This window comes from Allorhizocola rhizosphaerae, from assembly GCF_003426775.1.
In the GTDB taxonomy this organism is placed as follows: Bacteria; Actinomycetota; Actinomycetes; order Mycobacteriales; family Micromonosporaceae; genus Allorhizocola; species Allorhizocola rhizosphaerae.
In genome coordinates this window covers 13445-31386 of record NZ_QJUG01000006.1, presented here as the reverse complement: position 1 = coordinate 31386, position 17942 = coordinate 13445, and the positions used below count along the sequence as shown (strand labels likewise).

General features: G+C 67.4%; 18 protein-coding genes. 11 read left to right on the top strand and 7 right to left on the bottom strand.

Features of this window, described 5'->3' with window-relative positions:
- The first annotated feature begins 3 nt into the window (after positions 1 to 3).
- Positions 4 to 1398 carry a hypothetical protein gene (locus DM816_RS02210; protein WP_117208349.1) on the top strand — a complete coding sequence of 465 codons (1395 nt, stop codon included), beginning with the start codon at positions 4 to 6 and terminating at the stop codon, positions 1396 to 1398.
- Here DM816_RS02210 and DM816_RS02205 read toward each other — a convergent pair.
- Both DM816_RS02205 and mshA read right to left on the bottom strand, forming a co-directional pair.
- Complete coding sequence (locus DM816_RS02205) at positions 1383 to 1862, bottom strand: type III secretion system chaperone family protein (RefSeq protein WP_246001451.1); 480 nt, start codon at positions 1860 to 1862, stop codon at positions 1383 to 1385. The two genes, DM816_RS02210 and DM816_RS02205, sit on opposite strands and share 16 nt — an antisense overlap.
- Entirely contained in the window at positions 1844 to 3118 is a 1275-nt protein-coding gene (gene mshA, locus DM816_RS02200; protein ID WP_117208348.1) for a D-inositol-3-phosphate glycosyltransferase, read from the bottom strand. The genes DM816_RS02205 and mshA overlap by 19 nt, the downstream gene beginning before the upstream one ends.
- 98 nt (positions 3119 to 3216) lie before the next feature.
- Here mshA and DM816_RS02195 point away from each other — a divergent pair, with 98 nt between their 5' ends.
- Both DM816_RS02195 and DM816_RS02190 read left to right on the top strand, forming a co-directional pair.
- Positions 3217 to 3942 (top strand): SDR family oxidoreductase, encoded by a 726-nt coding sequence (locus DM816_RS02195; protein ID WP_117208347.1) that lies wholly within the window; start codon positions 3217 to 3219, stop codon positions 3940 to 3942.
- Positions 3939 to 4703: a class I SAM-dependent methyltransferase gene (locus DM816_RS02190; protein WP_117208346.1), complete on the top strand. Its 765-nt coding sequence runs from the start codon at positions 3939 to 3941 to the stop codon at positions 4701 to 4703. Before DM816_RS02195 ends, DM816_RS02190 begins: the two co-directional genes overlap by 4 nt.
- Here DM816_RS02190 and DM816_RS02185 read toward each other — a convergent pair.
- Both DM816_RS02185 and DM816_RS02180 read right to left on the bottom strand, forming a co-directional pair.
- Positions 4681 to 5166 (bottom strand): hypothetical protein, encoded by a 486-nt coding sequence (locus tag DM816_RS02185; RefSeq protein ID WP_246001450.1) that lies wholly within the window; start codon positions 5164 to 5166, stop codon positions 4681 to 4683. The genes DM816_RS02190 and DM816_RS02185 overlap by 23 nt on opposite strands.
- A 43-nt stretch (positions 5167 to 5209) precedes the next feature.
- Positions 5210 to 6244, bottom strand: a complete 1035-nt coding sequence (locus tag DM816_RS02180) for a UDP-N-acetylmuramate dehydrogenase (protein WP_117208345.1) — start codon at positions 6242 to 6244, stop codon at positions 5210 to 5212.
- 28 nt (positions 6245 to 6272) lie between these two features.
- On the opposite strand from DM816_RS02180, the gene DM816_RS02175 reads away from it, so the two are divergent.
- The 7 genes from DM816_RS02175 to DM816_RS02145 all read left to right on the top strand — a co-directional run bounded on the left by DM816_RS02175 (position 6273) and on the right by DM816_RS02145 (position 13082).
- Positions 6273 to 7046: a maleylpyruvate isomerase family mycothiol-dependent enzyme gene (locus DM816_RS02175; protein WP_117208344.1), complete on the top strand. Its 774-nt coding sequence runs from the start codon at positions 6273 to 6275 to the stop codon at positions 7044 to 7046.
- A gap of 58 nt (positions 7047 to 7104) precedes the next feature.
- On the top strand, positions 7105 to 7509 hold the full coding sequence (locus DM816_RS02170) for a GNAT family N-acetyltransferase (protein ID WP_117208343.1): 405 nt from the start codon (positions 7105 to 7107) through the stop codon (positions 7507 to 7509).
- Positions 7510 to 7722: 213 nt separating this feature from the next.
- On the top strand, positions 7723 to 8976 hold the full coding sequence (locus tag DM816_RS02165; protein ID WP_117208342.1) for an ABC transporter substrate-binding protein: 1254 nt from the start codon (positions 7723 to 7725) through the stop codon (positions 8974 to 8976).
- A 49-nt stretch (positions 8977 to 9025) separates the two neighbouring features.
- A complete protein-coding gene (locus tag DM816_RS02160) occupies positions 9026 to 9907 on the top strand; it encodes a carbohydrate ABC transporter permease (RefSeq protein ID WP_117208390.1) in 882 nt (293 codons plus the stop codon).
- Positions 9904 to 10710 (top strand): carbohydrate ABC transporter permease, encoded by an 807-nt coding sequence (locus DM816_RS02155; RefSeq protein ID WP_117208341.1) that lies wholly within the window; start codon positions 9904 to 9906, stop codon positions 10708 to 10710. Before DM816_RS02160 ends, DM816_RS02155 begins: the two co-directional genes overlap by 4 nt.
- Positions 10707 to 12062, top strand: a complete 1356-nt coding sequence (locus DM816_RS02150; RefSeq protein ID WP_117208340.1) for a GH1 family beta-glucosidase — start codon at positions 10707 to 10709, stop codon at positions 12060 to 12062. Before DM816_RS02155 ends, DM816_RS02150 begins: the two co-directional genes overlap by 4 nt.
- A gap of 18 nt (positions 12063 to 12080) precedes the next feature.
- Positions 12081 to 13082 carry a LacI family DNA-binding transcriptional regulator gene (locus DM816_RS02145; RefSeq protein WP_117208339.1) on the top strand — a complete coding sequence of 334 codons (1002 nt, stop codon included), beginning with the start codon at positions 12081 to 12083 and terminating at the stop codon, positions 13080 to 13082.
- Here the strand turns inward: DM816_RS02145 and DM816_RS02140 are convergent.
- On the bottom strand, positions 13079 to 13654 hold the full coding sequence (locus DM816_RS02140) for a Uma2 family endonuclease (protein ID WP_162907011.1): 576 nt from the start codon (positions 13652 to 13654) through the stop codon (positions 13079 to 13081). The genes DM816_RS02145 and DM816_RS02140 overlap by 4 nt on opposite strands.
- A 321-nt stretch (positions 13655 to 13975) precedes the next feature.
- Positions 13976 to 16705: a glycosyl hydrolase gene (locus tag DM816_RS02135; protein WP_117208337.1), complete on the bottom strand. Its 2730-nt coding sequence runs from the start codon at positions 16703 to 16705 to the stop codon at positions 13976 to 13978.
- A 291-nt stretch (positions 16706 to 16996) separates the two neighbouring features.
- Between DM816_RS02135 and DM816_RS02130 the strand changes: the two genes are divergently transcribed.
- Positions 16997 to 17350, top strand: coding sequence for an ArsR/SmtB family transcription factor (locus DM816_RS02130; RefSeq protein ID WP_117208336.1), 354 nt, complete (start codon positions 16997 to 16999; stop codon positions 17348 to 17350).
- Between the two features lie 307 nt (positions 17351 to 17657).
- On the opposite strand, the gene DM816_RS02125 is transcribed toward DM816_RS02130, so the two are convergent.
- A complete protein-coding gene (locus tag DM816_RS02125; RefSeq protein ID WP_117208335.1) occupies positions 17658 to 17846 on the bottom strand; it encodes a LacI family DNA-binding transcriptional regulator in 189 nt (62 codons plus the stop codon).
- Positions 17847 to 17942: the final 96 nt, after the last annotated feature.

Sequence of the window (17942 nt, the reverse complement as noted above, 5' to 3'; positions counted from 1 at the left end):
AGGATGGCTTTGAGCCAGCGAATCGGCGGTCGGTATGAGGTGCGGGGGCTGCAGCGGCAGACGCGGGTTGGCGCGTGGCATGTGCTGTCCGATCAGGACGGTCAGCCGCGCGGCGGGTTGTTGCTCAACGAGGTGAGCCAGGCCGAGTCGCAGCGGCTTGACTCCGTGCTGGGCGCGACCGCCGATCTGCCCGGACTGCTCAAGGTGATCGCCCGGCACGGCCTGTGGCTGATCACCGCGCAACCGGCGGCCCCCACCCTGGCCCAGACCTTGGCCGCGCGGGTCGCGCTGCCCGAGCCGGTCGCGCTCGCGATCGCCGTAGATGTGGCCGAAACCCTTGCGGCGCTTCATGCCTCGCAGACCGCACACGGCGCACTCGACCTCAACTCGGTGATCCTCGGGGTCGATGGGCACGCGCTGCTGGCCGAATGCGGCTACGCCCACGCGCTCGCGGGCACCAAACCCGGCCCCGGCCACGACGTGACGGCGTGGGTCAGGCTGCTGCGCGATCTCGCCGCCCCGAGGCACGCCGACACCGCCCGTCAACTGCTCCTGCGCGCCGCCGACACCGCCGAACACACGGGCGGAAGCGCCGGCCTCGCCGAGGCCCTGGCCGTCCTGTCGTCGAATGCCGGGCAGGTCAACGGATTCGGCGAGCGCAGCGCGCTGGCGATGCTCGCGGCCCTTGTGCCCCAGCCACCCACCCATCCGTCCGCAGTGGAGGATGTGGTGGAGACCGTGCCCGTGGGCCAGTCATCAGGAACGGGCGACAACGCCGTAACGGTGCCGGTGCCACCCAACCGCACGGTCCGCATGCCCGACATCGCCCAGCAGGAGACGCTCCAGCCGGCCCAACTGGCGCTCCAGCAGCAAAGGCAGAAGGAAGACGTGCTCCGTTACGGGCGCGGTGTGGCCTCACTCCCCCAGCCCCGGCAGGCGGAGTCCACGCCCGGGTGGGTCGAGGAGCCGTACACCCGGCCAAAACGCCCCAACCCTTGGCGCAGAAGGATTTTCGGCGCGATCAGCACGGTGGTCACCCTCGTCCTGCTTGCCGTGGTGGCGTTCTGGTTGATCGAACGCCTGCGCCCGCTCCAGATCTCCAGCGCGACGGTGTCGCTCGCCCAGGACCCCAGCAACCAGTGCGACGTCAAGGTCCACGTCATCGGCACGATCAAGACCAACGGCGCCGCGGGCACGGTCACGTATCGCTGGCTCACCAGCGACGGCCGAACCCAGGGCCCGCTCAGCGTGGCGTTCAACCTCGGCGAGACGGAGCAGAACGTGCCCATGTTTTGGGACTTCAAGGGCCGCGGCACGTTTGAGGCCAAGGCGACGCTGGAGATCCTGACCCCGGCCCACCTGGAGGCGAGCAAGGAGTTCACCTACTCCTGCAGGTGACGAAACGCGCGCAGGTTTTCCGTTGACTCGCCGCGGCTGGTGCGCCACGCCCACTCCCGCCGGATCGCCGTGCGGAAACCCAACTCCAGCAACGCGTCGAACGACTCGTCGGCCGCCTCAAGCACCGCGCCCAGCAGGTGGTCGAGCGTCTCGGGCGTCACGGCCGACAGCGGCAGCCGCCCCGTCAGGTAGACATCGCCGACCGCATCGATCGTGAACGCCACCCCGTGCAGCCGGGCGTTGCGGCGCAACAGCCAGGCCCAGACCTCTTCCCGATTCTCATCCGGCTGGCGCACCACGAACGCCTCGACCCGCAGCGCGTGCTCGCCGACGATCAGGTTGACATTGGTCTTCAGCTTGTGTGTGCCGGGCAGGGTGACCACATAGGACCTGTCTCCCGTCCGTTCGAGCGGAAGGTCCGCGCACACCGTCTCGATGATGTTTTCTACCACGCTGTCCGACACAACGATTCCGTGAGCAGCCGCTGCCGCTCGCGATGCTCGGTCATGACGTCAGAGTAGACCTCCAGCAGCCGCGCCGCCGTGTGGTCCCACGAGAAATCCTTGGCGTGGTTGACCGCACCGGCCGACAGCTCGGCCAGCCAGGTGTGCGAGCCGAGCAGGCTGCCAAGCACCTTGGCCCAGTCATAGGCGCAGTGGCCGTCGACGAGCACCCCGCTCACGCCGTCGCGTACCGCCGTGACCAGGCCGCCCACCGAGGCCGCGACCACCGGGGTGCCGCACGCCTGCGCCTCCAGCGCGACGAGCCCGAACGACTCGTTGTGCGAGGGCACCGCGACCACGTCGGCCGCGCGGTAGACGTCGGCCAGCCGCTGCCCGCCCTGCGGCGGCATGAACCGCACCCGGTCGGCCACCCCGAGCGCGCTCGCCAGCTCGATCAGCGCGGTCGGCCGTTCCAGGCCGGAGCCGCTCGGGCCGCCCACGATCAGCGCCATCACCCCCGGAAGATTTACCAGGGCGTGGATCAAGACATCAGGAGCCTTCAATGGCTGAATGCGACCGACAAAGGCGACAATCTTTTGTGGGTACGACGGAAGCCCCAGCCGTGCGCGGGCCGTCGCCCGGTTGCCCGGCGAGAAGCGGGTCAGGTCGACCCCCGGCGACACCACCTCGACCTGTGCGCACGACGCCGAGTAGAGCTCGACGAGCTCGCGCGCCTCGGCCGGGGTGTTGGCCACCATCCGGTCGGCCTGCTCGACCACCTGCTCCTCGCCGATCACGCGCGCCATCGGCTCGGCCCGGTCCCCCTCGGCCAGTTGCAGGTTTTTCACCTTGGCGAGGGTGTGCGCCGTGTGCACGAGCGGGACTCCCCACCGGTCCTTGGCCAGCCAGCCCACCTGACCCGACAGCCAGTAGTGCGTGGAGAGCAGGTCGTAGTATCCGGGCGCGTGTGCCGCCTCGGCCCGCAGCACCCCATGCGTGAACGCGCACAGCTGCGCGGGCAGGTCCTCCTTGGCAAGGCCCTCGAACGGGCCCGCGGTGACGTGATGGACGGTCACCCCCGGGGCGAGCTCGGCCACCGTGGGCAGGCCGCCGCCCGTGCGCCGAGTGAAGATCTCGACCTCGACGCCACGCCTGGCCAGGCGCTTGGAGACCTCGACGATATAGACGTTCATGCCTCCCGCGTCGCCCGTGCCCGGCTGGTGCAGGGGTGAGGTGTGCACGGAGAGGGTCGCGATGCGCCTGGGGGTAAAGCTCACGCGCTCATAAACGCTCTTGCCATCCCGCCTCTTCCCGCCACGCGCAGTGATGTCCGTAACTTCACCGGGCCTCTCGGAACTTCACTAGGATCCAGGAGATGGACAAGACTGCCGTCGTGACCGGGGCCTCCAGCGGCATCGGGGCCGCCACCGCGAAGCTCCTGGCCGCGCGGGGCTACAAGGTTTACGCGCTCGCCCGCCGCAAGGAACGCCTGGAGCAGCTCGGGGTCGGCGTCCCGGTCGTCTGCGATGTCACCAGGGACGCCGATGTCGCCGCCTTCGTCGCCTCCGTCGACCGGGTTGACGTGCTGGTCAACAACGCGGGCGGGGCGCGGGGCGCCGATCAGATCGCCGACGCGAGCATCGGCGACTGGCAGTGGATGTACGAGGTGAACGTGCTCGGCACGCTGCGCATGACCAAGGCCCTGCTGCCGCGCATGGCCCACGGCGGCACGATCATCACGATCTCGTCGACCGCCGGATTGATCGTGTACGAGGGGGGCGGCGGATACACCGCGGCCAAGCACGCGCAGACCGCCCTGGTCGAGACGCTGCGCCTGGAGCTGTGCGGGCAGCCGATCCGGGTGGTCGAGATCGACCCGGGCATGGTGAAGACCGAGGAGTTCTCGCTCAACCGGCTCGGCTCCAAGGAGAAGGCCGACGCCGTCTATGCGGGGGTGGAGGAGCCGCTCACCGCCGACGACATCGCCGAGTGCGTGGCCTGGTGTGCCGGGCTGCCGCACCACGTCAACATCGACCGCATGGTCGTGCGCCCGCTCGCCCAGGCCGCGCAGCACAAGGTGCACCGCACAAGCAGCCCGTGAGCAAGCCGTTCGGGGAGGAAACGCGCGGGACCACCAATCCCAACCGGCTCCGGCGGGTCGACCGCTGGATCGCCTGGTGGTGCGCGCACGCCCTGACGAGCGCACCCGACCCGCTGGTGATCGACCTCGGCTACGGCGCGACCCCCGTCACCGCGATCGAACTGCGTGACCGCCTGGCCGCCGTGCGCCCCGACGTGCGCGTCGTCGGGCTGGAGATCTCACCGGAGCGGGTGGCCGACGCGCAGCCGTTCGCCGACCCACCGCGGCTGGAGTTCTTGCGGGGCGGGTTCGAGCTCGCCGGGCTGCGCCCGGTCGTGGTGCGGGCACTCAACGTGCTGCGGCAATACGATGAGTCGGCGGTCCCGGATGCCTGGCGCACCATGACCTCCGCCCTCGCACCCGGCGGCTGGCTGATCGAGGGCACGTGCGACGAGCTAGGGCGGGTGTGCACGTGGGGCGCCCTGCGCGCGGGCGAGCAAACGCCGGTCTCGCTCACGCTGTCCGCCAAGCTGTCCACATTGGAGTCCCCTGCGGTGTTCGCCGAGCGGCTGCCCAAAGCGCTCATCCACCACAACGTGCCCGGCGAGCCCGTCCACACGCTCCTGTCCAACTTGGACGCCGCGTGGCGCTATGCCGCACCCTACAACGCTTTCGGCCCACGGCAGCGCTGGCTGGCCACGATCCGCTCAGCGGGCATGACGACCCTTGACGGCCCGCAGCGCTGGCGTCTGGGCGAGGTCACTTTTCGCTGGCCGTCCTGACCGCGAGATCACGGGCCAGGTGCGAGCGGCGCAGGCCGACCTGGCGCAGCCGGCGCAGGTCGGCGGCGGTGTCGTGCATGAGCTGCACATGGAAGTAGTTGACGTGTTCGAGCGCACCGAAGATCGCGAGCCCGAGGCCGAGCCACGACGCCCGCCCCGGTGAGGCGACCGCGGCGTGTGCCGTCACGACCAGGGCCCCGGCGATGATCGGCAGGTTGACCACGCGCAGCACGCGGAACGCCCCCACCCCGGGCAGATCCGGCCGGCGCGACCGCAGCTGGTGCAGCTTGAGCAGCCAGTAGGCGGCCCCCTGCACGAGCAGCAGCGCGAACAGGGCGAAGCCCACCACATTGGCGGCCGTGAGCGGGAAGTGCCACAGCCCAAACCAGATGGCCGCCCACAGCGGGATGTTCCACAGTTCGAGCGTGGCCAGGTTGCGCATCCGGCGGGTGACGGCGTTCACCCGGATGATCTAAGAGCACGCCTCACAAAAGATCAAGATGTGCTCAGAGGGCACAGTTCACCAGCACGGGCTCCGGGTGTAACGTCACGCCGAACCGGTCGAGCACGCCCGCCCGGATCTCCGCGGCCAGCGCCAGCAGATCCGCGGTCGTGCCATTGCCCGGGTTGGTCAGCGCCAGCGTGTGCTTCGACGAGATCGCCGCGGCGCCCCGCCGGTACCCCCTATGAAAACCGGAATTTTCAATCAGCCAGGCGGCGGAGACCTTCATCGTCTCTCCCGCGCCCGGCCAGGCAGGGGCTTCAACCGCCATTTCCCGGTACGCGGCGCGGCTCAGCACCGGATTGGTGAAGAACGATCCCACGGAGCGGGTGTCCGGGTCCGACGGGTCGAGCACCATCCCCTTGCGACGCCGGATCTCCAGCACCGCTTCGCGCGCCGCCCGCAGCGGCACGCGCTGCCCGAGCGGCACGTCGAGCGCCTTGGCGAGCTCGGCGTAGGAAATCGGGGCCGACAGCGGATCGAGGCGCAGCCGGAACGTCACGTCCAGCACGACCCACCGTTGCGAGCGCTTGAACACACTGTTGCGGTATTCGAACCGGCACTGTTCATTGGTGAACGTCTGCACGGCGCCCTCGTCCCGGTCGTACACCGTCACCGACACGATCGTCTCGGACACCTCCTGCCCGTACGCGCCCACGTTTTGGATCGGCGTGCCGCCCGCGAGGCCCGGGATTCCGGACAGGCACTCGGCTCCCGACCACCCCTGCTCGACCGCCGCCGCCACGAACTCGTCCCAGTGCTGGCCCGCCTCGACCCGCACGAGCACGTGTTCGGCGTCGGCGCGGGCGGTGGAGAACCCGCTGGAGCGCACGAGCAGGGCCGTCCCGGGAAAGCCGTCGTCGGCGATTACCACGTTGCTGCCGCCCCCGAGCACGAGCAGCGGCCGGTCATCGCGGGCCGCGGCCTGTACCCCCGAAACCATCTCTTCAATGCTCTTGGCCTCGATCAACCCGGCGGCCGGACCGCCCAGCCCGAGGGTGGTATGCGCGGAGAGCGTGTGGAGGCTATCGTCAGACACGTCACCACCCTAGAAGCGAGGGACCTGCATGACGGCACTGGGCTCGAAAGAGTTTTGGCTCGAGTCGCTGCGCGGGGACGCGAACGCCTTCCGCGCGATCGCGGCCGAGGCCGATCTGGACGCGCCGGTTCCCACATGTCCGGGTTGGACCGTCCGCGATCTCGTGCACCACCTGGGTGGAGTCTACCGGTGGGTGCTCGCCTTCGCCGGGCGCGGCACGACCGAGGCACCAGATCCCGAGCTGCGGCGCAGGTCGCTCAACGAGGACTTTCCGCCGGAGGGCGAGACCCTGGCGTGGTGGGACGAGCAGGCGAGTTCGCTGGTCAAGCTGCTGGAGTCGGTCGACCCGCAGCTGCCGGCGTGGAACTGGGCGCCGCAGGCCAAGGTCGCATCGTTCTGGCACCGGCGCATGGCCAACGAGACGGCCGTGCACCGCTGGGACATGCAGATGTCGCAGGGCCTGGCCGAGCCGATCGACACCCGCCTCGCCGCCGACGGGGTGCGCGAGGTGCTCGACAGCTATTTGCCGGCACAGCGGCTGCGCAAGGGCCCCACGGATCGATTTGGCGTGGTGGCGCTGCTCTCGACCGACACCGAGCACGAGTGGTTCATCCGGCTGCGCGGCGAGGGCATCGCATTGCTGGACACGGCCACCATCCTCGACCACACCGATCCCAACGAGCAGGTGACCGCGGCCGGCACGGCCAGCGACCTGGACCTCGCGCTGTGGGGCCGGATCGGCTTCGACATGCTGGACGTGTCCGGCGATGAGTCCCTGCTCTACGCGCTGCGCATAGGGTGAAAACCGGACCAGGCTCACCGCCGCCCCTTCTACGGCGGTGCAAGGTGGGCGACGGGCTGTGATCGAACGGGTCACGGACGTCTCCGCCGTGCTCGAAGCGTCGGCGCTGTTCGATGCGCCGGCACGGGTCGAGTGGGCGGCGCGGTTCCTCGCACAGCCGGGCCACCACCTACTCGTGGCCTATGTGGACGGTCAACCCGCCGGGATGGTCACGGGCGTCGAGCTCACCCACCCCGACAAGGGCACGGAGATGCTGCTCTACGAGCTTGGCGTGGACGAGGCGTTCCGGCGGCGCGGCATCGGCAAAGCGCTCGTCGACGCGCTGGCCGGGCTCGCCCGCGAGCGGGGCTGCTACGGCATGTTCGTGCTGACCGAGCGGGAAAACGTGGCGGCCATGCAGACCTACCGGAGCACGGGCACGAGCGCGGAGAGCGATCACGTGATGCTCTCGTGGGAGTTCTGATGGCGCCGACGGTGGTGGTCTAGGCGTCGGTGTGGCCCGACGGATTCATGCCGATGCGCACCTGAGCCCGCCAGCCCGCTCGGTTAATGGGAGAGCGTTCTCCCGATCGCGTAACACTGCCGTAACGGTGTCTTGACACTTCGCGGATACCGCTTCATTCTCTCTCGGAGAGCGCTCTCTCAGATCCAGCACACACCCAGGGAGGGTCGGCAGATGCGCACCTCGATACTCATCGCCGCGGTAGCCGTGATGATTACCGCCGCCTGCGGCGGCGGCGAAACACCAAAAGGCGACGAGAAGATCACGCTCACCATCGCCGGCTTCGGCGACTTCGGCTTCAAGCCGCTCTACGAGGAATACAAGCAGACCCACAAGAACATCGAGATCCAGGAGCGGATCTCCGAGTACGCGGCACACCACAACAACCTGATCAGCCACCTGGCCACGGGCAGCGGGGCCGCCGACATCGAGGCCGTCGAGATCGGCTACCTGTCCAGCTTCACGGCCACGCCCAATCGCTTCCACAACCTGCTGGACCTGGGCGCCAAGGATCTCGAAAGCACCTACCTGCCGTGGAAGTGGCAGCAGGCGCTGTCCACCGACAAGAAGACGCTCATCGGGCTCGGCACCGACGTGGGCGGCATGGCCATGTGCTACCGCACCGACCTGTTCGCCAAGGCGGGCCTGCCCACCAACCGCCACGAGGTCTCCAAGCTGTGGCCCACGTGGGAGCAATACGTGGCCACGGGCAAGCGCTACAAGACCGCGCTTCCCGACTCCTACTTCATGGAGGCGTCCGGCAACATGTACCGGGCCATCGTCGAGCAGGCACCCACCGGCGTGTACGACGACGCCGACAAACTTGTCGTCGAGACCAACCCGATCGTGAAGCAGGCGTGGGACCTGACCGTGGACGCCATCAGCGCCGGGCTGTCCAACAGGCTCACCGCGTGGACCCCCGAATGGACCGCGGCGTTCGGCCAGGGCACGTTCGCCACCATCGTGTGCCCCGCATGGATGACCTCCTACATCGAAAACAACGCCAAGGACGCGGCCGGAAAATGGGACGTGGCAGCGGTTCCCGGCGGCGCGGGCAGCATGGGCGGCTCCCACCTGGCCCTGCCCAAGCAGGGCAAGCACGCCAAGGAGGCGTTCGAGCTCATCAAGTGGCTGACCGCGCCCGAACAGCAGAAGAAGGTCTTCAAGAGCACCGGCAACTTCCCGTCCACGCCCTCGCTCTACACCGACCCCGACCTGACCGGGTTCAGCAAGGCGTTCTTCAACAACGCACCCATCGGCAAGATCTTCAGTGAGTCCGCCAAGGCGGTGAAGCCGCAGCACCAGGGCCCGAAGCAGGGCGACGTGTTCAACGCCATCGGGGCCGGGCTGGGCCGAATCGAGCAGGGCAAGCAGAAGCCGGACGAGGCGTGGGCTCAGGTCCTCGCCGACGCCAAGAAACTAGCGTGAGTTGGGGGGACACTCGGTGCGCACGTGGCTGTATAAAGTGGACACTCGGGTGTCCCCGTATCTCTACATCGCCCCGTTCTTTGTGCTGTTCGGCGTGTTCGGGTTGTTCCCGCTGGGCTACACGGCATATGTGAGCCTGTTCGACTGGAGCCTGCTGCGCGATGAGCACAGTTATGTCGGGTTTCAGAACTACGCCGAACTGTTCAAGGATCCGTATTTCTGGAACGCGCTGGGCAACACGGTATCGATCCTGATCCTGTCGACCGTGCCGCAGCTGGTGCTCGCGCTCGTCCTCGCGCACCTGGTGAACCGGCCGTTCATCCGGGGCGCGGCGGCGTGGCGGTTGGGTCTGCTGCTGCCCAACCTCACCAGCGTGGTCGCGGTCGTGGTGATATTCAGCCAGCTCTTCGGGCGCGACTTCGGTCTGATCAACGCCGGGCTGGAGGCGCTCGGGCTGGGGCGCATCGCGTGGCAGGAGGGCACGGCCTCGTCGCACGTCGCGATCTCGGTGATGATTATCTGGCGCTGGACGGGCTACAACGCGCTGATTTTCCTGGCCGCAATGCAGGCCGTGCCCAAGGAGCTCTACGAGTCGGCCACATTGGACGGCGCGACCAGCGGGCAGCAGCTGCGCTCCATCACGATTCCGGCCATCCGCCCGACCATCATCTTCGTCGTCATCGTCTCGACCATCTATGGGCTCCAGATTTTCGCCGAGCCACAGTTGTTCGGCGGGGGCGGGCCCAACGGCATCACGGGCGGCTCCGATCGCCAGTTCCAGACGCTCACGCTCTATTTGTACGAGCACGGCTTCAACAAGGGGTTCGACTTCGGCTACGCGTCGGCGACCGCGTGGGTGATGTTCGGCGTCATCGTGCTGTTCGCCATCGGCAACTTCGTGCTCAGCAAGCGGATCCGGGGGGTCAAGTGAACCGCAGGCTCACCTACCTGACGTTGCTCGGGTCACTGTTCTTCGCCGTGTTCCCGTTCTACTTCTCGTTTGTCGTTGCCAGCCACGACAATTCGGCGCTCGCTCAGGTGAAACTGTTGCCAGGCCCCAATTTCCTGGAGAACGTGCGGCGGGTCTTCGCAACCGTGCCGTTCGACCTGGCGCTGGCCAACTCGGCACTTGTCGCGTCGGTCAACACGTGCAGCGTCGTGCTTTTCTCGACGCTGGCCGGGTTCGCGTTCGCGAAGCTGCGGTTCCGTGGGCGGACACCGCTGCTGCTGAGCGTGATCGCCACGATGATGGTGCCGACGCAGCTCGGCATCATCCCGCTGTTCATTCTCATCACCAGATTCGAGTGGCACGACACTCTGGCCGCCGTGATAGTCCCGGCTCTGGTCAACGCCTTCGGCGTATTCTTCATGACGCAGTACCTCTCGGAGGCGCTGCCGACGGAGCTGCTCGAAGCCGGGCGGATGGACGGGTGCGCCAACCATCGGCTCTTCTGGCACGTGGTGCTGCCCGCGGCGAGGCCCGCGATGGCCGTGCTCGGCATGCTCACGTTCCTCGGCACCTGGAACGACTACCTCTGGCCGCTGGTCGTGCTGGCCTCGCCGGAGAACCAGACCGTCCAGGTCGGACTGTCGCAATTGCGGGCGGGCTACGTCCAGGACTACTCGCTCGCGCTCACCGGCACGGTCCTGGCCACACTTCCACTGATCGTCGTCTTCGGTGCGCTGAGCAAGCAGCTCATCGGGGGCATCATGCAAGGAGCGGTAAAGGGATGACTTTCGCGTTCCCGGAGGGTTTTCGCTGGGGCACGGCCACGGCCGCATACCAGATCGAGGGTGCGGCGACCGAGGCCGGGCGCGGACCGTCCATATGGGACACCTTCTCCCGCATGCCGGAGCGCGTGTATGCCGGGCACACCGGTGATGTCGCATGCGACCACTACCACCGCTACGCGGAGGACGTCGCACTGATGCGGGAGCTGGGGATCGGGACCTACCGCTTCTCGGTGTCCTGGCCGCGGATCAAGCCGGACGGGACCGGCCCGGCCAACCCGCGCGGGCTCGACTTCTACGACCGGCTGACCGACGAGTTGCTCGCCGCCGGGATCGAACCCATGCTGACGTTGTACCACTGGGATCTCCCGCAGACCCTGGAGGACCGCGGCGGGTGGGCCAACCGAGATGTCGCACACCACTTCGCCGACTACGCCATCACTGTCCATAAGCGACTTGGCGACCGAATCGGGCTGTGGACGACGCTCAACGAGCCGTGGTGCTCCGCGTTTCTGGGCTATGCGGTGGGGGTGCACGCGCCTGGGCGTTCCGACGTTTCTTCGGCGCTGGCCGCCGCGCACCATCTGTTGCTGGCGCACGGGTTGGCGACGTCTGCCCTGCGCGCGGCCGGTGCTACGACGGTGAGCCTCACGCTGAATCTGGCCCCGGTCGTGCCCGCCGATCCTTCGGACGCTTTGGAAAACGATGCCGCGGACCGGGTCGACGCGATGCTCAACCGGTTGTTCCTTGAGCCCGTGTTCAAGGGTGGATATGAGCCGTATGCGCTGGACATGTTGGAGCGGCGGGCACCGGGTGGGCTCGTGCGCGATGGCGACCAGGAGCTCATCGCGCAGCCGATCGACCTGCTCGGAATCAACTACTATCACCCGTGTTTGGTGACGGCTCGGCCCGGTACCCCCGAAAATCCGGTATATCCGGGAAGCGACGGCGTGGATTTCCGCCCGGCGATGGGAAAGACCACCGCGATGGGCTGGCCGATCGAACCGTGGGGGTTGACCGATCTGCTGGAGCGGCTGCACCGGGACTACCCCGGCGTGCCGCTGATCATCACGGAGAACGGCGCCGCGTTTGACGACGTGCGGGTCGACGGCGGGGTCGCCGATCACGATCGGGTGGCGTTCCTGGAGGGCCATCTGCGGGCGTGCCATGACGCCATCTCCCGGGGCGTCGATCTGCGCGGCTATCTCGTATGGTCATTGCTGGACAACTTCGAGTGGGCCGAGGGTTACCGCAAGCGGTTCGGCATGGTGCACGTCGATTTCGACACGCAGCTGCGGACGCCCAAGGAGAGCGCCCTGTGGTATTCGAAGGTGATCGCCAGGAACGGGCTCTAGCCGGCAACGGGAGGCACGATGGTGGGCAGGCCGACGCTTGAGCAGGTCGCCGCGCACGCGGGGGTGTCCCGAGCCACGGTCTCCCGGGTGGTCAACGGGTCGCCGACCGTCGCCGAGCCGATCCGGGTCGCCGTGCAGCGCGCGATCGAGGAGCTGGGCTATGTGCCCAACCAGGCGGCGCGCTCGCTGGTCACCCAGCGAACCGACTCGTTCGCGCTGGTGCTGCCGGAGTGGACGGCGCGGGTGTTCTCCGACGACCAGCTGTTCCCAGGGATCATCCGCGGAGTCGGGCAGGAGATGGAGGCCGCCGACAAGCAGCTCGTGCTCATGCTCGCCGGGTCGGCCGCCTCGCACGACCGGATCGAGCGCTACGCGCTGGCCCGGCACGTGGATGGGGTGCTGATCGCGTCGATGCACGGGGCCGACCCGCTGCCCGGCACGCTGGCCCGCATGGGTGTGCCCGTGGTGTGCGGGGGGCGGCCGCTCGGCCGGGTGCGCGTGCCTTATGTGGATGTCGACAACGTGGGCGGGGCCCGGCAGGCCGTGCGCCATCTGCTCGACACCGGCCGCACCCGGATCGCCACCATCGCCGGCCCGCAGGACATGGTCGCCGGCATCGACCGGCTCAACGGCTATCGCGAGGAACTGCGCGACAGCGATCGCCGCTCGATCGTCGCGGTGGGCGACTTCACCCGCGACTCGGGCGCGGTGGCCATGCGCCAGCTGCTGCAGGACGACCCCCAGCTGGACGCCGTCTTCGCGGCCTCCGACCTGATGGCCCACGGCGCCATGAAGGTGCTCAAGGAACACGGCCGCCACGTGCCCGACGACGTGGCGGTGGTCGGCTTCGACGACATCGACCTCGCCAAGTACAGCGAGCCCAGCCTCACCACCGTGCGCCAGCCCATCGACGGCCTCGGCCGCGAGATGGCCCGCCAACTGCTCCGCCTGGCCATCAGTGAAACCATCCCCGACTCCGTTGTGCTCCCCACCGAACTCGTCATCCGCGCCTCTGCCTAGGCACCCAGCTTGGACGGCTCAAGCACCACGGGGAACGGGACGATCGCCTTGTATTCCTCACCCGGCCGCACGGTGGCCAGCAGGCCATATTGCCCGTCGGTCACCAGATGATGCAGATGAAGGACTCCTTCCCTGGTCATCCGCCAATAGGACGGGATGCCACCCGTGGCATAGGCCACCATCTTGGTGCCCTTGTCAATCGTCTCGGTGGACGCGCTGGCGATCTCGATGACAAGCGCAGGCTGGACCACCTTGACGTCGTTGTAGCCCTTGTCCGCAGTCGGTGTCCCGGGCGGCAGCACGACGAGATCGGGGATGAGCAGGTGCTTCCCGATCCGGAGCCCGATCTCGTAGAGAACCCGCCATCCAGGTGGCGCGGCCGTGAGAAGTAGCGCAATCAGGCGAGCCCCGGGGGCATTGTGCAATTCGCCGGCAGGGGGTGTCACGTAGAGTCTCCCGTCGATGATCTCGTAGCGATTGCCGTGATCCTGCGGGAGCTTTGCCAGCTCTTCCTCGGTCCAATGATCATGTGTCCAGGCTTCGTGCATGGGTCGCACCGCTGTCTGTGTCATGGGTCCTCTTCCTCCCTCAGGTGCTTTGAGCCTAAAGCCCCGAGGCGTAGAAAGCCGTGGCCTTGCCGTGGCCTCCTGTGGATAACACGACCCTTGTGGATAACTTCCTAGAGTTCGAGCGTATCGGATTTCGTGCCGCTCGACGGGATAGACCAGCTCGCCGTGCCAGTCCTGGGCGGCTTCGGCCATCACCTTGAGGATGCCCGTTGGCGGGCGGCTGTCGTTCGGTGCAGGCCAACACTCATCGAACTACCCGTTTTGAAAGATGGGAAGTGCCTGCGCCGCACGGTAGGCGACGCAGGCATCCCATCAACGGTGCGTTCAGAACGGAAGGCGGACGTAGGACTGGTTGGCGGTGCCCAGTGTGGTGGGGCCGTTGCCGATGGCGTTCCAGACTTCAACGCGCACTTTGCCATTGCTGAACGAGGCGAGTGTGCCGGACGACGAACGCAAGCCCGCCGACTGGGTGTAGTGCTCCCAGCCCACAACCGGGTCGGTCGCGAAGTAGCGGTATGTGTCGACGCGATCCCACGTGTTGTCGCCCGTGAAGTCGTACGAGACGCGCACCTGCGTGCCGTTGGCCACCACCGTGCCCGCGTCGAGGAACAGGTCGAACGAGGTCGCACCGCCCACATAGGCCCCGTTCACGCCGCACGTGTTGAAGGTGACGGGATTATGCGGGGTGCCGTCCCAGTTTTGCTCGCCCGCCGACGGTATCGTCGCCGAGCCCGCTGCGCCGAGCGAGAACGTGTTGCCGGACAACGGGTTGGCGCACGTGGGCGGTGGAGAAGACGGCGGAGTCGTCGTGCCGCCGCCCGGGTATTCGACCCCGCTACCCGCCGGACCGCGCCAGGCCATGGCTCGGGCCGGCACGGCGAGCGTCTGCCCATTGCTGAACGTTACCGTTATGGCCGTCGATCCCGGGTTGAACGCTATATATGTAGAGTTGCCGAGAACCGCCGACGTGGGCGTGTTGCCGGTGATCGTGGTGGACGGGGTTCCCCAGCCGCGCAGGGCGGAAATCCAGTGGTACGTGTGCGCTCTGCTCTCGCCCCACTCTGGCGCCGGATTCGCCCCGAGCCACAGGGAGTGCGCCGCGGCCGGGTCGGCCATGGCCAGGTAACCCCAAATGATGTCTCTCCACTCGGTTTCCTGGCCACCGTTGGACGCGCGCATCTCGTTGATGTTCGCCGTGATGTCGGCTTTCCACTGTCCACTGTAGAGGGAGCCACCCGTGATCGGGAGCATGTTGATGCCGTGAATCTCCTCCGGATTGGCCGTCCACCACGTGGCATATGCCCCGCCCGCGCCCCACGCGATGCCCAGCGTGTCGTGCCCGTAGGAGCTCGGAAACACGGCGTTGTCGACATCAAACCAATACTGCCCGATGGAATCACGCTCGGTCGTGTAGAGGTAGATCCCGGCATTGCGCAGTGCGCTGTCACCCGTCGCCTGTCCGAAAAGGACCATTGCGGTGGCGAACATCATGGCCTCGCTTGAGGATTCTTGATTGTTGCCGTGCGCGAAACCCGCGTGCCCGGAAGCCCACGAGTGTCCCGCATACGGGTCGAAGTTGCGCAGGAACGGGAATCGCGCGTCGCCGCGCTCGTAGTTGGCCGGGTCCTTCACCAGCAGCTTGACCATCCCACCATACTGCGCAGCGCTCGCCCACGCCGGATCGTGCTGCGCCACAATCGAGGCCGCGAGCACGAAGTACCCGTAATGGAAGTGGTGATCGTTGAGTTCGCTATCAGAACCGTATGATGCCGGGTACCCGATGAGCGTGTCCCAGGTTTCGTCGAGCATGAACTGTCCCGACCCGCCGCTGGCCAGCCATTCCGCGAGCCGCCCCTTCACCAGTCCGAGCAGCTGATCGCGCGCCGCCGCGTGCCCGATCTGATTGGCCACGGGCACGAGCGCAGCCAAGCGCCACAACGCTTTGCCGGTCCAGTACGTGTCCGTCGCGCCCTGGAACCTGTCCGGCTCGGCCAACACCGCATCGATCTCGGCACGCAACCGGACCCTGTCCGCGTCCGCGGCCACGGGTAGCGCGGGCAGCACGCCGTTGAACCGGCTCACGGTGGTGAACGAGGATCCTTCGCGGACCCGCATCTGCCCTCTGGGCGATACATAGGTGTGTGCGGTCAACGGGCTCGTGGTGGTCAACCACTGGTGGCGGTAGAGCGCCGTCAGGGTACCCCCTGAAGGGCTTGTGATTATTGAATAATTGGTGGTGACGGTGCCGCCTGCCGGATCGTAGGCCCACGACACGCTCGTGCCGGTGATGACATTGCGGGCGTAGGCGTTGTAGAGCGCAAGCGCACCGGTGCCGGGCAGGATCGCGACGGAGTAGGCCGAGGCCGCGGTCGTGGCGAAACCACCCGAGACGCTCCACGGCGACGTGGAGAACAGGCCATAGTGGTGCCCGTTGATGGTGACTCCGACGACCGTGCCGGAGTTGGCGAAAACCGTTGCACTGCCAAGGAAGTCGACGCGGCCGGTGCCCCCGCTGACGGTCGCGTAGACGTAGGGACTGCCGTGCGCGATCGTCGCGCGCAGCGTGCGGGCGCCGTCCGTCCATCGTGGACTGACGTGCCAGTCGCCCCAGCCGTCAACCTCGGTGCGCGGTGCGTTGAGACCAGTCACGCCGACGCGCAGATCGTTGGTGTGGATGTGTTCATAGGTGCGACCGTCGGGGGTGATCGAACCGGCCGTCGGATAGCCCACGCCCAGTCCGTCGGCGTAGGCGTGGAAGGTGAGCGGGTGGGCGTACATGTTCTCGGAGTACGGGTTGCCCGCGTAGCGCTGCCAGACCAGTGAGGACCACCAGTCATTGGTCGGCACCGGCCGGCCCGCCATCGCGGCGGTGACCTTGGGCGTGACCGGTGCACCGTCCGCGTTGGACGGTCCGACGGTCCCGGCCGGGCGGTCGGTGCGGTAGCTGCCCGCCCCGACGCCGATCACGGCGGCATGGGCGGACGGGGGCGAGATGCCGGTCAGTGCCGCCGCCACGGCGACGCCGACCGCGAGCGAGATCTTCAGTAGACGCATGGCTGCTCCCTGGGGGACGGTTGAGAGAGCGCTCTCACGCGAGACCGTAATCCCCGGCAAACACGCCTGTCAATTGGTCAATGCAGCTGGCGAGCGTTATACAGTTACTTTCCGCCCTTGCGCCTGCGCCGGGCAGTGCGCTCCAGGGAGATGGCGATCCCCACGACTATCAAGATCGCGATCACCGGGATCACCACTCCAGGGTCCATCGCGAGGGACTACCCGCCGGGGCGGCAACCCAACCAATCATTGCATGACGCTTATATAAGCAGTGAGTGATACGATTGGTGCGTGCACGCATTCGACGTCCTCGGCGATCCGGTCCGGCGACGGATTTTGGAACTGCTCGCCGACGGCGAGCGGTCTGCCGGGGAGGTCGGCGCGGTGGTGCAGGAGGAGTTCGGCATCTCGCAACCGGCTGTGTCGCAGCATCTGCGCGTCCTGCGTGACAACGGCTTCGCCCGGGTCCGCGCCGACGGGGTGCGCCGGCTCTACGCGGTGGAGACCGAGCCGCTCCAGGAGGTGAACCGCTGGCTGGAGCGATTCTGGAGCCAGCGGCTCGACGCGCTCGGCACCGAGCTGGCCCGCGGCAAACGCGCCGACCGGCTGCGCACTCCGGCCCCGCAACACGAAGGCGCACCCTGAAACGGCCGGCTCGCAACACGAAGACGCACCCTGAAACGGCTGGCCCACAACACGAAGACGCACCCTGAAACGGCTGGCCCACAACACGAAAACGCACCCTGCAAGGCCGGCCCCGCGACACGAAAACGCGCTTTGAAACGGCGACCCGCAACACGAAAACGCATACAAACAAAACGCTTTTGAACTCTGACGCGACGCGCGGCGGCCGCACCCACCGCCGCGCACCTGAAACGCGCCCGCGAGACGGCGCCTCCCTACTGCGCCGCCGCGCACCGAAGCGCGCCTCGGTCTATGAGTGCGTCTTCCTCTAATCCGGACGGAGACGCCTGGACGCGAGCTGTTGCGCCGCCGGGTTTGGACGGTAACCCATCTCCTCGATGACCCGCCGCACCCGGGCTCGAGTGGACGGGCTGACCCGCGGCTTGTCGTTGAGCACTCGTGACACTGTGCTACATGAAACCCCTGCTGCATCGGCTACGGCCTGCAACGTAACCATTTACACTCTCCAACCTGGAGCGCTCCCAGAAACCACTTTCTGGAAGCACCCACCGCTGAACACGCGGATACTTTGATCCACACCAACTTTCATAGG